The organism is Corynebacterium mastitidis DSM 44356, assembly GCF_000375365.1.
Lineage (GTDB): Bacteria > Actinomycetota > Actinomycetes > Mycobacteriales > Mycobacteriaceae > Corynebacterium > Corynebacterium mastitidis.
Genome location: NZ_AQXB01000010.1, coordinates 1 through 11,787, shown reverse-complemented (window position 1 = coordinate 11,787; position 11,787 = coordinate 1). Strand labels below are relative to the sequence as shown.

12 protein-coding genes and 1 tRNA gene are annotated in these 11,787 nt (G+C 73.3%); 4 read left to right on the top strand and 9 right to left on the bottom strand.

The window, feature by feature from the left end; translation table 11 throughout:
* The first annotated feature begins 11 nt into the window (after positions 1-11).
* Complete coding sequence (gene cmrA / locus B140_RS0110840; protein WP_018119373.1) at positions 12-812, top strand: mycolate reductase; 801 nt, start codon at positions 12-14, stop codon at positions 810-812.
* Here cmrA and B140_RS0110835 read toward each other — a convergent pair.
* The 8 genes from B140_RS0110835 to B140_RS0110800 all read right to left on the bottom strand — a co-directional run bounded on the left by B140_RS0110835 (position 809) and on the right by B140_RS0110800 (position 9,217).
* The gene (locus tag B140_RS0110835; protein ID WP_018119372.1) at positions 809-1,597 is read right to left on the bottom strand and encodes an ABC transporter ATP-binding protein; all 789 of its coding nucleotides are present in this window, start codon (positions 1,595-1,597) and stop codon (positions 809-811) included. The two genes, cmrA and B140_RS0110835, sit on opposite strands and share 4 nt — an antisense overlap.
* Entirely contained in the window at positions 1,594-2,640 is a 1,047-nt protein-coding gene (locus B140_RS0110830; protein ID WP_018119371.1) for an iron ABC transporter permease, read from the bottom strand. The genes B140_RS0110835 and B140_RS0110830 overlap by 4 nt, the downstream gene beginning before the upstream one ends.
* Positions 2,637-3,641 (bottom strand): FecCD family ABC transporter permease, encoded by a 1,005-nt coding sequence (locus B140_RS0110825; RefSeq protein WP_018119370.1) that lies wholly within the window; start codon positions 3,639-3,641, stop codon positions 2,637-2,639. The genes B140_RS0110830 and B140_RS0110825 overlap by 4 nt, the downstream gene beginning before the upstream one ends.
* Positions 3,638-4,585 carry an ABC transporter substrate-binding protein gene (locus B140_RS0110820; RefSeq protein ID WP_018119369.1) on the bottom strand — a complete coding sequence of 316 codons (948 nt, stop codon included), beginning with the start codon at positions 4,583-4,585 and terminating at the stop codon, positions 3,638-3,640. Before B140_RS0110820 ends, B140_RS0110825 begins: the two co-directional genes overlap by 4 nt.
* 149 nt (positions 4,586-4,734) lie before the next feature.
* Positions 4,735-5,646, bottom strand: coding sequence for an isochorismatase family protein (locus B140_RS0110815; protein ID WP_051069303.1), 912 nt, complete (start codon positions 5,644-5,646; stop codon positions 4,735-4,737).
* A gap of 2 nt (positions 5,647-5,648) precedes the next feature.
* Positions 5,649-7,274, bottom strand: a complete 1,626-nt coding sequence (locus B140_RS12645; protein WP_018119367.1) for a (2,3-dihydroxybenzoyl)adenylate synthase — start codon at positions 7,272-7,274, stop codon at positions 5,649-5,651.
* The gene (locus tag B140_RS12640; RefSeq protein ID WP_018119366.1) at positions 7,261-8,430 is read right to left on the bottom strand and encodes an isochorismate synthase; all 1,170 of its coding nucleotides are present in this window, start codon (positions 8,428-8,430) and stop codon (positions 7,261-7,263) included. The genes B140_RS12645 and B140_RS12640 overlap by 14 nt, the downstream gene beginning before the upstream one ends.
* Positions 8,423-9,217 carry an SDR family oxidoreductase gene (locus B140_RS0110800; RefSeq protein ID WP_026166253.1) on the bottom strand — a complete coding sequence of 265 codons (795 nt, stop codon included), beginning with the start codon at positions 9,215-9,217 and terminating at the stop codon, positions 8,423-8,425. Before B140_RS0110800 ends, B140_RS12640 begins: the two co-directional genes overlap by 8 nt.
* A gap of 62 nt (positions 9,218-9,279) precedes the next feature.
* On the opposite strand from B140_RS0110800, the gene orn reads away from it, so the two are divergent.
* The 3 genes from orn to B140_RS0110780 all read left to right on the top strand — a co-directional run bounded on the left by orn (position 9,280) and on the right by B140_RS0110780 (position 11,341).
* Positions 9,280-9,915, top strand: a complete 636-nt coding sequence (gene orn, locus B140_RS0110795; RefSeq protein ID WP_156801763.1) for an oligoribonuclease — start codon at positions 9,280-9,282, stop codon at positions 9,913-9,915.
* A 49-nt stretch (positions 9,916-9,964) separates the two neighbouring features.
* Positions 9,965-10,037, top strand: a tRNA-His gene (locus tag B140_RS0110790).
* 137 nt (positions 10,038-10,174) lie between these two features.
* Positions 10,175-11,341 carry an LppP/LprE family lipoprotein gene (locus B140_RS0110780; RefSeq protein ID WP_156801762.1) on the top strand — a complete coding sequence of 389 codons (1,167 nt, stop codon included), beginning with the start codon at positions 10,175-10,177 and terminating at the stop codon, positions 11,339-11,341.
* Between the two features lie 56 nt (positions 11,342-11,397).
* On the opposite strand, the gene B140_RS0110775 is transcribed toward B140_RS0110780, so the two are convergent.
* A partial coding sequence (locus B140_RS0110775) for a L,D-transpeptidase (RefSeq protein WP_156801717.1) occupies positions 11,398-11,787 on the bottom strand: 390 nt, incomplete at its 5' end.

Genomic DNA, 11,787 nt, shown 5'->3' with positions numbered 1-11,787 from the left:
GGATGACCCGCATGGCACTGCCCTCCCCCACCCCCGATTCCTACGCCCTGATTACCGGCGCGAGCCAGGGCATCGGTGAGGCCCTGGCCAGGGAGCTGGCCGCCCGGGGGCACAACCTGATCCTGGTGGCCCGGCGCGAGGAGGTGCTGGGGGAACTCGCGGCGCACCTGCGCTCCCGCCACGGCGTGGAGGCGGAGGTCTTTGCCTGCGACCTCTCCGTGGCCGACGAGGTCACCCGGCTCATCGCGCACCTGGCGGGCAGGCGCGTGCACATCGCCATCAACTCCGCCGGGATCGCCTCCTTCGGCCCCTTCCTGCGCCAGGATTGGGATTATGAGACCAACCAGTTCCAGCTCAACGCCGCTGCGGTGTTCCGGCTGAGCCGCGCCGTGCTGGAGCCCATGGTGGAGCGCGGGGAGGGCGCGCTGTGCAACGTGGGGTCCGCCGCCGGGAACGTGCCCATCCCGAACAACGCCACCTACGTGTTCACCAAGGCGGGCGTCAACGCCTTCACGGAGGCCCTGCACTACGAGCTGAGGGGCACCGGGGTGCACTGCACGCTGCTAGCCCCCGGCCCCGTGCGCGAGGCCACCGTGGACCCGGCGGAGGCCAGCATCGTGGACAAGGTGGTGCCGGACGTCCTGTGGACCACCTACGAGTCCTGCGCCCGCGAGACGCTGGAGGCCCTGGCCGCCAACAAGCGCCGCGTGGTCCCCGGCCCCCTCTCCAAGGCCATGAACGCCGTGTCCGCCATCGCCCCCACCGCGCTGATCTCCCCCCTCATCGGGCGCTTCTACGCCAAGATGGGCTAATCCACGCTCCCCGCCACCCCGCGCGGCACGATCACGGGCGCGGTGCCGCGCGGGTCCGGCCACACCTCGGCCCGCAGGCCGTAGGCGCGGGCCATGACCTCGGGGGTCAGCGCCTCGCGGGGCGTGCCGCTGGCGATCACCTCCCCCTCGCGCAGGATGACCATCGCGTCCGAGTAGGCACCTGCGAGCATGAGGTCGTGGAGCACCATCACCACGGCGCGGCCCTCCCGGGCCAGCTCCCGGCACAGCTCGAGGGTGGCCAGCGCGTGGGCCGGGTCCAGGTAGGTGGTGGGCTCGTCCAGCAGCAGCACCGGGGTCTCCTGGGCCAGCGCCAGGGCCAGCCACACCCGCTGGCGCTGGCCGCCGGAGAGCTGGGCCACGTCCCTGTCCGCCAGGGCCGCGGTGTCCGTGCGCTCCAGGGCTGCCTCCACGGCGGCGCGGTCCGCAGTACTCGGCCCGCCGAACCATCCCCGGTGCGGGTGCCTGCCGCGCGCCACCAGCTCCGCCACCCGCAGCCCCGCCGGGGCCATCGGCTGCTGCGGCAGCAGCGCCACGGTGCGCGCAGCCTCCCGGGCCTGGAGGGCGTGGACGTCGCGCCGGTCCACCGTCACCGCGCCCGCGCGGGGCCGGATCAGGCGGGACATGGTCTTGAGCAGGGTGGACTTGCCGCAGCCGTTGGGCCCCAGCAGGGTGGTCACCTCGCCCGCGCGGGCGTGCAGGCTCACCCCGCGCACCACGTCGCGCTCCGGGGTATAGCCCGCGTACACGTTCTCGACGGCGATCATCCCGCCATCCCCTTTCTCATCCGTACGGCGGCCGCGACCACGAGGACCACCAGCGTCACGCCTCCCAGGGCCGAGGTCACCAGGCCCACCGGGATGCTCACGGGCAGCCGGGCGGCCACCACGGAGCACAGCAGGAGCAGGGCCGCGCCCGCCGCCGCCGAGTTCCAGGGCGGCGGGGTGGGCGCGCCGCTGGCGAGGCGGGCCACCTGCGGGGCGATCAGGGCGACGAACCCGATGGGCCCCACCACCGAGACCACCACGGCCACCGCGCCGGTGGCGGCGATCAGCAGCGCGGCCCGGGTCCGGGCCACGCGCACGCCCAGGGAGGTGGCCAGGGCGTCGTCGTGCGCGAGCAGGGGCAGGTCGCGGTACCGGGCGGCGCCCAGGGCCAGGAAGGGCAGCAGGCCGAGGCACATCGGCCACACCGCCTCCCAGCGCACGAATCCGGTGGAACCGGCCAGCCACACCTGGGCGTCGGTGGCGTGCGTGAGATCCGCGCGCACGAGGAAGTAGGACACGAGGGCCTGGCACAGCAGCGAGAGCGCGAAACCGATGAGGATCACCCGCTGCGAGGTGCCGAACCCGCCCAGGGCCAGCAGCGCGACCACCACGAGCAGCGCGCCCACCACGGCCAGCCCGGCGCGCCACCAGAAGGCGTCCACGCCCTGCGACCACGCCGGGCGGGCCAGCACCGTGCCCGCCACCACGGCCACCGCCGCGCCCCCGGAGACGCCCAGGACGTCCGGGGAGGCCAGGGGGTTGCGCGACATCGCCTGCGTCCACGCCCCCGCGACGCCCAGCGCCGCGCCCACGACGGCGGTGGCGATGGCCACCGGGAGGCGGATGTCCCATACCACGGTGGTCGCGGCGTACCCGCCGCGCCCGGTGAGCGCCGCCAGCACCTCGCCGGGGCCCAGCGGCAGCGGGCCCGAGCCCAGCAGCAGCACGTAGGAGGCGGCGGCCGCGAGCACGAAGCCCGCCAGGGCGCAGGCCCCGCGCAGCAGCCTGCCGCGCCGCGCCCGCTCGACGACCCGAAAGCTCATAGCCCCACCCCCGCGCTCAGCGAGCGGTAGCGCCGCACCGCCCACACGATCATCGGGGCGCCGATCACCGCCATGACGATGGACATCTCCAGCTCGCCAGGCCGCAGCACGAGGCGGCCCAGCACGTCCGCCCCCAGCGCCAGGCAGCCGCCTAGCAGGGCGGTGGGCGCCAGCATGGCGGTCAGGCTCGGCCCCACCAGCGTGCGCGCGATGTGCGGGGCCGCGAAGCCCACGAACACCACGGGACCCACCGCCGCCGTGGCCGCGCCCGCGAGCACCACCACCGCCGCGAGCGCCCCGAGGCGGGCGCGCTCCGGGGCGGCTCCCAGCGCGGTGGAGGCCTCGCGCCCCAGGGCGAGCAGGTCCATCGGGCGGGCCACCGCCGCCGCGAGCGCCCCGCCGAGGAGCAGCCCGCCCCAGGCCACGGCCGCGTCCGCGGCGCCGCGCCCGGCCGTGGAGCCCACCGTCCACTGCCGCATGGCGTCCATCACCCCGCCCGAGGAGAGCGCCAGCGCCGTGGTCCCGGCCTGGAGCGCGGCGCTGATCCCCACCCCCACCAGGATCACGGTGAGCGGGTCCGGCGATACCCGCGAGACCGCGAGCACCAGCGCCGCCGCGAGCGCCGCGCCCAGCAGCGCGGCCGCGATCCGCCCGCCGGTGGCGCCCCACCCCAGGGCCGTGGCCAGGGCCACGGCGAAGGCCGCCCCGGCGGTCAGCCCGATGAAGCCGGGGTCCGCCAGCGGGTTGCGCGTCCACGCCTGGGCCAGCGCGCCCGCCATGCCGAGCGCCGCCCCCGCCGCCAGGGCCAGGAGCGTGCGCGGCACCCGCAGGTTCCACACCACGTGCCCGGTGCCCGTCCCGGTGGCGGCGTCCGGCCCGGCCAGGAGCGCCTGCGCCACCTCCGCCGGGGCGATGGCGCGCGAGCCCAGCAGCAGGGACAGGGCGATCAGGGCGGCGGCGAGGACGGCACCGACCGCGCCGAAGCGAGCGGCGCGGGTCATAGCTGCTCGGAGAACTTATCCATCGCCCACGGGATCGTCACCGGGTTGGGCATGCTCATGGCCAGCCCGGTCTGCTCGTCCAGGTAGCGCACGCGCCCCTCGCGCACGGCGTCGAGGTTCTTGAAGGTGGGGTCGTTCTTCAGCTCCTCGGCGGAACCCTGGTAGTCCAGCACGAAGATGTAGTCCACCTGGTTGAGGTCCGCGTAGTTCTCGGGCGCCACCTCGCGGTAGAAGGAGCCGCCCTCGCCCTCCAGGGACTCGGGGATGTCAAAGCCCATGTCCTCCACGAACTGCCCGCGGCCGTCGGCGGAGGTGTACAGGCTGATCTTGCCGCTGTAGGGCAGCACCACGGCGGCGGTCTTGCCCTGCGCCTCGGGGTGGCTCTTCTGGAACTCCTCGAAGGCCCGCTCGGTCTCCTCGATGAGTTCCTCACCCTCCTCGGCCCTGTCCACCGCCCGCGCGATGGTGCTCACCTGGTCCTCCCAGGGGATCTGCCAGTCCGTGGCGCCCTCCGGCTTGACGGTGGTGGGGGCGATCTTGTTCAGGGCCTCGCGGGCCTGGCCGTCCACGGCGGCGTTGACGGCAATGATCTGGGTGGGGTTGGCGGCGGTGACCTGCTCGATGATCTCCGCGCTGAAGCCGGAGGAGGTGTTGTAGATCGGGGTGGGCTCGGCGTCCCCCAGCAGATCCGTGGCCCACGGGCCCACGCCGGAGGGGTCCACCTCGCCCTGGGGGCCGAAGGGGGCCACGGCCACGGGGGTGATCCCCAGCGCCAGGAGGGTGTCGGCATCGCCCAGCCCGAGGGCCGCCACGCGGGAGGACTCCCCGGGGGCGGGGCCGGACTCCGGGGAGTCCTCCGTGGCCCGGGAGCACCCGGTGACCACGAGGGCGGAGGCGGCGAGCACCGCGCCGAGGCTGCGGAGGGGGCGGCGGGGAAGAGCCATGAGTTGTGTGTCCTTTCCTTCGGCTCTGCGGCGGCGCGCGGGACCGCCGCGCCGCCGAGGTTGCCCCAGACTAGACCAGAACCCCTCCCACAATCAAGGTTTACCTATCCTAATCTACTTTCGTGCTGGTAGCGAGGCCGCGCGCCGCCCTATTCCTCCTCGAGGTAGCTGTGGACCAGCTCGCTGAGCTCCGAGAACGTGGTCTCCTCCGGGATCTCCTCGAAGCTCACGTCCACGCCGGACTCGCGCAGGCGGGTAATCATCGTCATCAGGCGCACGGAGTCCAGGCCCCAGTCGTCCAGGCGGTCCTCCCGTTCGTCGAGGTCACTGAGGTCCTCCCCCAGCACCTCCTCCAGCAAGGCGCGCAGGTCCACGCCACCGGGCCCGGGGTGCGCCGCCGCGTCCTCCGCCTCGGTGCCCGCCGCCGCGCCCCATGCCGCCAGCACGCCCGCCGTGTCCGGGGCCGCCCCGGCGCGCCCGGCCACCCACTCCACCGCGCGCCGGTGCTCCTCGAGGCTGAAGTCCGCCACGGCGTCCGCCACGAGGAAGGGCTGAATATCGCGCATGAAGGCGTCCGCGGCGGTCACCGCGCACCCGATGTTGGCGTACACGCCGGTGATGACCAACTGGTCGCGCCCGGCGCTCCGCAACCGCTCCTCCAGGTCCGCGCGGGCGAACGCGGAGTAGCGCCGCTTGGTGAGCACCACGTCCCCCGCCTCCGGCTCCAGGCCGGGCACGATCTCCGCGGCCTCGGGGCGGCCCACCAGGCCCGGGCCCCAGACGTCGCTGAGCAGGCCGCGCTCCTCCTCGGTCTGCTCGGCGGACTGCGCGGTGTAGAACACCGGGATGCCCGCCGCGCGGGCGGTCTCGCGCAGCCTGGCCACGTTGGCCACGAGGCTGGCGGCGGGCTCCTGCTCCCGGGCGAAGGGGCGCAGGAAGTGCCGCTGCATGTCGTGGATCAGCAGGGCGCTGCGGCCGGGATCCACGCCCCACCGGGCCGCCGAGTCCTCGGGCGCGGCGGGCATGGCGTAGGCGATGGAATCGGGAAGGGACTGCGGCATGGTCATTGCTCCTTTGCTGCTTTCTCGCTATCACGGTCGCGCACCAGCGCGGAGAGTTCTCTGCGCAGCTCGGTGCGGCTGAGCTTGCCCACCCTGGTGGTGGGGAATGCCTCGACGAGGCGGAGGGAATCGGGGATCTTGTAGCGGGCCAGCCCGCGCTCGCGCAGGAACTTGGAGAGGTCCGGGCGGCGCAGGGTGTGCCCCTTACGCAGCACCACCACGGCGCAGGCGCGCTCGCCCAGGTAGGGGTCCGGCTGGCCGATCACGGCGGCGTCGAACACCGCCGGGTGGGCCAGGATGTGGTCCTCGACCTCCTCGGCGCTGATCTTCTCCCCGCCCCGGTTGATCTGGTCCTTATCGCGCCCCTCCACCACCAGGTGCCCGGTGGGCAGGCGGCGCACCACGTCCCCGGTGATGTAGAAGCCGTCCGGGGTAAAGGAGCGGGCGTTGTGCTCGGGGGCGTCCCAGTAGCCCCGGATGGTGTAGGGTCCGCGCACCTGGAGCACGCCGCTGGCGCCGTCGGCAACGGGCCGCCCGTCCGGCCCCACGATGCGCACCTCGTCCCAGGGGCTCATGGGGCGGCCCTGGGTGCCCATCACCTGCTCCTCGGTGTCCTCCGGGGTGGTGTAGCACACCATCCCCTCGGCCATGCCAAAGACCTGCTGCACCCGCCAGGGCCCGGCCGCCGCGAGCTCGCGGGCGGCCTGCGGCACGAGCTTGGCGCCGCCGACCTGCACCACCCGCACGCTGCTCAGGTCCGCCCCGGAGGCGGGCGCCGCGGCGGACCACGCGCGCGCCAGCGGGGGCACGAGCGCCACGGTGGTGGGGCGGTGCTCCTCGATGAGCCCGAAGGCGTGCTCGGGGGCGGAGTTCTCGGACAGGATCACCGCGCCCCCGGCGGCCAGCACCCCCAGGTAACCGGGGGAGCTGGTGGGATAGTTGTGGGTGGCCGGGAGCACCACGAGCATGCGGGTGCGCTCGCTGACCCCGCACACCTCGTTGCTGCGCAGCACGGAATACAGGTAGTCGTCATGGGTGCGGGCGATGAGCTTGGGCACCCCGGTGGTGCCCCCGGAGAGCTGGAGAAAGGCCACCTCCCCGGGATCGACCGGGGCCTCGTAGCACTCACCCGCCCGCGCACGGGCCTCGGCGCGCACCTCCTCGGCGTCGAGAAGCAGGTCGAAGTTCCCCCGCTCCCCGGCCACGCGCTCGGCGGTGGAGAGGTACGCCGTGGCGCGGGCGCGGGCGGCGATGCTGGCCACGTCCGCGGCGCGGTGGGAGTCCAGCAGGTACACCGGCAGCGCGCCGCAGCGCATGAGCGCCAGGGACATCACCACCACGCCCACGCGGTTGGGCAGGTGCAGCAGCACCGGCTGGCGGCTGCGCACCCCCCGCTCGCGCAGCACCGCCGCGCAGGCCGCCACCTCACCCTCGAGCTGCGCGTAGGTGAGGGCCTCGGCGGCGTCGATCAGCGCGATCGCCTCCGGGGCGCCGCCCGCCAGCCGGTCGAGCCTGCGCCCGATCCACAGCCCGGCCTCCCGGTAGCGCCGGGCCGCCTCCTCCGGGTAGGGGGTGTGCTTGTCCCGCGCCTCGCGCTCCCAGTCCCTAGGCTCGTTACCATCGCGCATGTTCCGCCTCCTCAGCGTCTACTCCCAGTCCCTCCACGATCGTGCGCAGCTTCGCGGAGGTCTCCTTGAGCTCCGACTCCGCCACGGACTCCGCCACGATCCCCGCCCCGCCCCAGGCGCTCATCTCCAGGCCTTGCAGCAGGGCGCAGCGGATGGACACGTTCCACTGGCCGTCGCCGTTGCCGTCCACCCAGCCGACGGCCCCCGCGTACAGCCCGCGATCCGCGTGCTCCAGGCGGCGGATCGCGCTCATCGCGGCCCGCGTGGGCCAGCCCGCCACCGCCGGGGTGGGGTGCAGCAGGCGCGCCAGGCTCAGGGCGTCGCGGTGGGCGTGCTCGGGGGCCAGCCGCCCCTCGATCCGGGTGCCCAGGTGCCACATCGTGTCCGTGGCGAGCAGGCTCGGCGCGGCGGGCACGCTCAGCTCGGCGCACACCGGGGCCAGGGCCTGGCCGATCATCCGGGTGACAAAGGCGTGCTCGCGGGCGTCCTTGGCGGATTCCAGCAGGGCGTTCGCCCGGCGCCGGTCCTCCTCCGGGTCGGCGCTGCGGGGCACCGAGCCGGCGAGCGGGTGGCTGAGCACCGCGTCCCCGGACTTGCGCAGCAGCAGCTCCGGGCTGGCCCCGAAGAACACCGCGCCGGGGTCCGCCTCGCCCGGCACCGGGACGGAAAAGACGGTGGCGGAGGGGTTGCGGTCCGCCAGGCGGCCCATCAGCGCGGCCCAGTCGGGCTCCTCCCCCAGGGTGGCCCTGATCTCCCGGGCCAGCACCACCTTCTCCACGGCCCCGTCCGGGGCGCTCAGCCGCTCCACCGCGCGGCGCACCGCGCGCACGTACTCCCACGGGGCGCGGGTGGGGTACACGCCGCGCAGGCGCGGCCGGGTCGCCTCGGCGTGGCCCTCCTGCGCGCCCCCGCGCCAGGCGCGCCACGCGGGGGCCGTCCACAGCGCCGGGGGCGTGGGACCGGCCTCGTCGAAGGGCACCGCGCCCGCCACCACCATCCCGGGCCGCCAGGGATTCTCCGCCGCGCTCGGCGGCACCGGGGTCAGCGCCGCGGCGGGCAGGTAGCGGGAGACACCCGGCTGGCAAAAGAGGAGGTCGCCCCGCGTGAGCGGGTTCCACAGGGCGTCCGTGGTTTCCTCTCGAGGAGTCTCAGGCATGCAGGCTGGCACCCCCGTCCACGAAGAACTCCTGGAGGGTGACGTGGCAGGCGGCCTCGGAGGCTAGGAAGTCCACCGTGCGGGCCACGTCCTCCGGGCTGGCGATGCGCCCCAAGGGGATGCCCAGACGGTGCGCGCCCAGGTCACCCTCCAGGGATCGACGCCGCCCCGCCTGGGGGTCCTCGCCCCAGAAGTCGCGCTGCATGGCGGTGTCCGTGGAGCCGGGGCAGACCACGTTGCACCGCACCGCCTGCTGGGCCAGCTCCAGGCCCAGGCAGCGGGTGAGCGCGGAGGCCGCCGCCTTGGAGGCCGCGTAGGCCCCCATGCCCACCCGGGGCACCCCCACGGCGTTGGACGCCACCACCACGATGCCGCGATCGTCGCGGCCCCCCTGCTCCTCCATCGCGCGCGCCGCCGCGCGCAGGAGGTAGAACGTGCCGTAGGCGTTGACCTCCATCATGCGGGAGAACTCCTCGGCGGTGGTGTCCGCCACCGGGCGGTCCACGAACACCCCGGCGGCGTGCAGCAGGTAGCGCAGCCGACCCAGGCGCGCCACCTCCTCCACCAGCCGGGTGGCCTCGGCCTCCGAGGAGAGGTCGCAGGGATGGGTCCGCACGCTCACCCCCGGCGCGCGGTGCTCCGCCACCGCACCGGCGGTCTCCTCCAGGGCGGAGGCGTCGCGGTCGGTGAGCACGAGAGTCACCCCGGGGCGTTGGGCGCACAGGCGAGCGATGGCCGCGCCAATGCCGCCCGCCGCGCCGCTGACAACAATGAGATCTGAAGGCATACTTCCCTAAGTTACCCTTCCCTAATCTAGCGCTCCCACCTCCCCCGCTTATCCTGGATCGTATGAATCAGCCAGCACCCGCAAAAGACGACCGCCTCGTGTGGATAGACCTGGAGATGACGGGGCTCGACCCGCGCCAGCACGTGATCGTCGAGGTCGCCGCCCTGGTCACCGACGCCAACCTCGCCATCCTGGGCGAGGGCGTGGACCTGGTGGTGCACGCCACCGAGGAGGAGCTGGGCCGGATGGACGAGTACGTGAGCACCATGCACCGCAAAAACGGGCTGCTCGACGAGATCCGCTCCTCCGCCGTGAGCATCCGCGAGGCCGAGGACGCGGTGCTCGCGCTGCTCGCCGAGCACTGCCACCCCGACCACCCCGCCCCGCTGGCGGGCAACTCCATCGCCACGGATCGCTCCTTCATCCGCGAGTACATGCCCCGGCTCGACGCCGCCCTGCACTACCGCATGGTGGACGTATCCACCATCAAGGAGCTGAGCAAGCGCTGGTTCCCCCGCGCCTACTACCACCAGCCGGAGAAGGGCATGGCCCATCGGGCGCTGGCGGACATCGTGGAGTCCGTGCGGGAACTGGACTACTATCGACGCAGCGTGTTTACCCCCGCCCCGGGCCCCACCTCCGAGGAGGCCGCCCGCGCCCAGGCCGGGGCCACAGAGGCCTACCAGCGGTTTTTGTAAAAAACCCTCGGTAGGCTATGGTTGTTTTCGCTGCCGCGAGGCGGCGATGGTGGCTGTAGTTCAGCTGGTAGAGCACCAGGTTGTGATCCTGGGTGTCGCGGGTTCGAGCCCCGTCAGCCACCCCGAGAACAAGGGCCGGTACCCCACAGGCGTAGGTACCGGCCCTTGTGTCGCGTCCGGGCCCGGGCGGAGCGAATCCCGCGACGCGCCGGGCTCCTCAGCCGGACAACACGCCGCTCACAGCCTAATCTTAGGAACCATGAGACTACGCCCGCTTTCCTCCGCGGCCCTGTGCTGCGCCGCCGCCCTCGCCCTCAGCGCCTGCGGCGATGCCCCGGACGAGGCCGACGCTCCCCTCGACGCGGCCCCCGCCACCCGGATCAGCCAGGCGGGAAACCGACCCGCCCCCGAGACCACCACGAGTGCGGCCCCCACCACCACGAGCACCAGCGCCGCCCCGGAGCCGAAGAAGAACTGCCGAGACGTCATGCTCAGCGACACCGCGCTGCGCCCCGTCCTCGGCGTGCCCATTGTGCCCCTTGTCCCGGCGGGCTCCCCCAGCCCCGGGCTCCAGTCCGAGGCCTGGGGCTACCTGGGGCAGGTGGCCGACAACCACTTTGACCCCTGCAAGGAGCTGAGCTGGGTGACCTTCGTGGGCGCCGAGGGCGACCTCGACAACCCGGACGCGGACAGGGCCTTTTCCACCATCGTGTTCTTCCACCGCGACGAGCTGCTCACCGCCCCCATGCCCGCCGAGGTCGCCACCGTGGTGGACGTGGATCGCCGCTCTAACTCCGAGCTGGAGGTCACCACGGCGGGCATCGACGCCACCGGCGAGTCCACCGCCACGGTGCGCTACACCGAGGGCGCCCTGCGCATCACCTCCGAGGACCCCGAGGACGCGCTGGCCTTCCCCACCGCCCAGCTCGACGTCAGCGGCGCGGTCCCGCCGATCGCCCCCCGCCTCTACGCGGAGGGCAACGTGTACCGCAAGGCCTACGATCAGGAGATCGCCACCGCCGAGGGGATGTCCCGGGACGCCCTGCTCGTGGACGTCGATCCCTCGCTGCGCGTGCGCTGCGTGATCGACGAGCAGCCGGTGTGCCAGGCGGACGATCCCGAGAAGGCCGACTGGATCCCCGGCGCCGCGAGCGCCGAGTCCGGGGCGGCCGTCTACGATCAGTCCGCCGAGTACCACGCCACCCAGATCCGCGTGACGGGCATCGACCCGGTGCAGGTGGAGGCCGTGGAGGAGCCCCTGGAGAACGTCACCACGGTGGGCGACGTAAGCAGGAACCAGCGGGTGCTCTTCGGCGGCTTCATCTTTGACACCACCCACAACGGGCAGGTGCGCATCTACCCCAGCGAGGACGCCGAGAACGCCGCGTGGATCAGCCGCACGGACTACGGCGTGACCCGAAGGTAGCTCAGGCCCGCGCGCCAGGGATGGCAAGGCCGCGCGACGCCGCGGGGCGGGCGGGTTTATTCCTCGGCGTTGCCGGCCTTCCACTGCTCCCAGGGAATGTTCCAGTCCCCCAACCCATCAAGCCCGTTGAGCTCCCCGCCGATGGTGTTGCGCACCTTAACGATATCCCCGCGCTTGACGGTGTTCTGGAACCACTGCGCGGCCTCGTCGGTGACGTTGATACACCCGTGCGAGGTATTCGTATTGCCCTGCGCCCACACCGACCACGGCGCGGCGTGCACGTAGATCCCCGAATAGGACATCTGCGTGGCAAAGTCCACGGTGGTCTTATACCCACCGTCCTCCTTGGACAGGCCAAACGTCTCGGAGTCCATCACCAACGAATCATGCAGATCCCCGATGATGTACGTGCCGTTCGGTGTGGGCCATCGATCCGAACCCAACGA

Bases quoted from the DNA above. Each gene is read 5' to 3' on its own strand.
- B140_RS0110815 (WP_051069303.1), bottom strand. From the start codon at position 5,646: ATGCCGCAGTCCCTTCCCGATTCCATCGCCTACGCCATGCCCGCCGCG.
- B140_RS0110820 (WP_018119369.1), bottom strand. From the start codon at position 4,585: ATGGCTCTTCCCCGCCGCCCCCTCCGCAGCCTCGGCGCGGTGCTCGCC.
- B140_RS0110800 (WP_026166253.1), bottom strand. From the start codon at position 9,217: ATGCCTTCAGATCTCATTGTTGTCAGCGGCGCGGCGGGCGGCATTGGC.
- B140_RS12640 (WP_018119366.1), bottom strand. From the start codon at position 8,430: ATGCCTGAGACTCCTCGAGAGGAAACCACGGACGCCCTGTGGAACCCG.
- B140_RS0110825 (WP_018119370.1), bottom strand. From the start codon at position 3,641: ATGACCCGCGCCGCTCGCTTCGGCGCGGTCGGTGCCGTCCTCGCCGCC.
- cmrA (WP_018119373.1), top strand. From the start codon at position 12: ATGGCACTGCCCTCCCCCACCCCCGATTCCTACGCCCTGATTACCGGC.
- B140_RS0110830 (WP_018119371.1), bottom strand. From the start codon at position 2,640: ATGAGCTTTCGGGTCGTCGAGCGGGCGCGGCGCGGCAGGCTGCTGCGC.
- orn (WP_156801763.1), top strand. From the start codon at position 9,280: ATGAATCAGCCAGCACCCGCAAAAGACGACCGCCTCGTGTGGATAGAC.
- B140_RS12645 (WP_018119367.1), bottom strand. From the start codon at position 7,274: ATGCGCGATGGTAACGAGCCTAGGGACTGGGAGCGCGAGGCGCGGGAC.
- B140_RS0110780 (WP_156801762.1), top strand. From the start codon at position 10,175: ATGAGACTACGCCCGCTTTCCTCCGCGGCCCTGTGCTGCGCCGCCGCC.
- B140_RS0110835 (WP_018119372.1), bottom strand. From the start codon at position 1,597: ATGATCGCCGTCGAGAACGTGTACGCGGGCTATACCCCGGAGCGCGAC.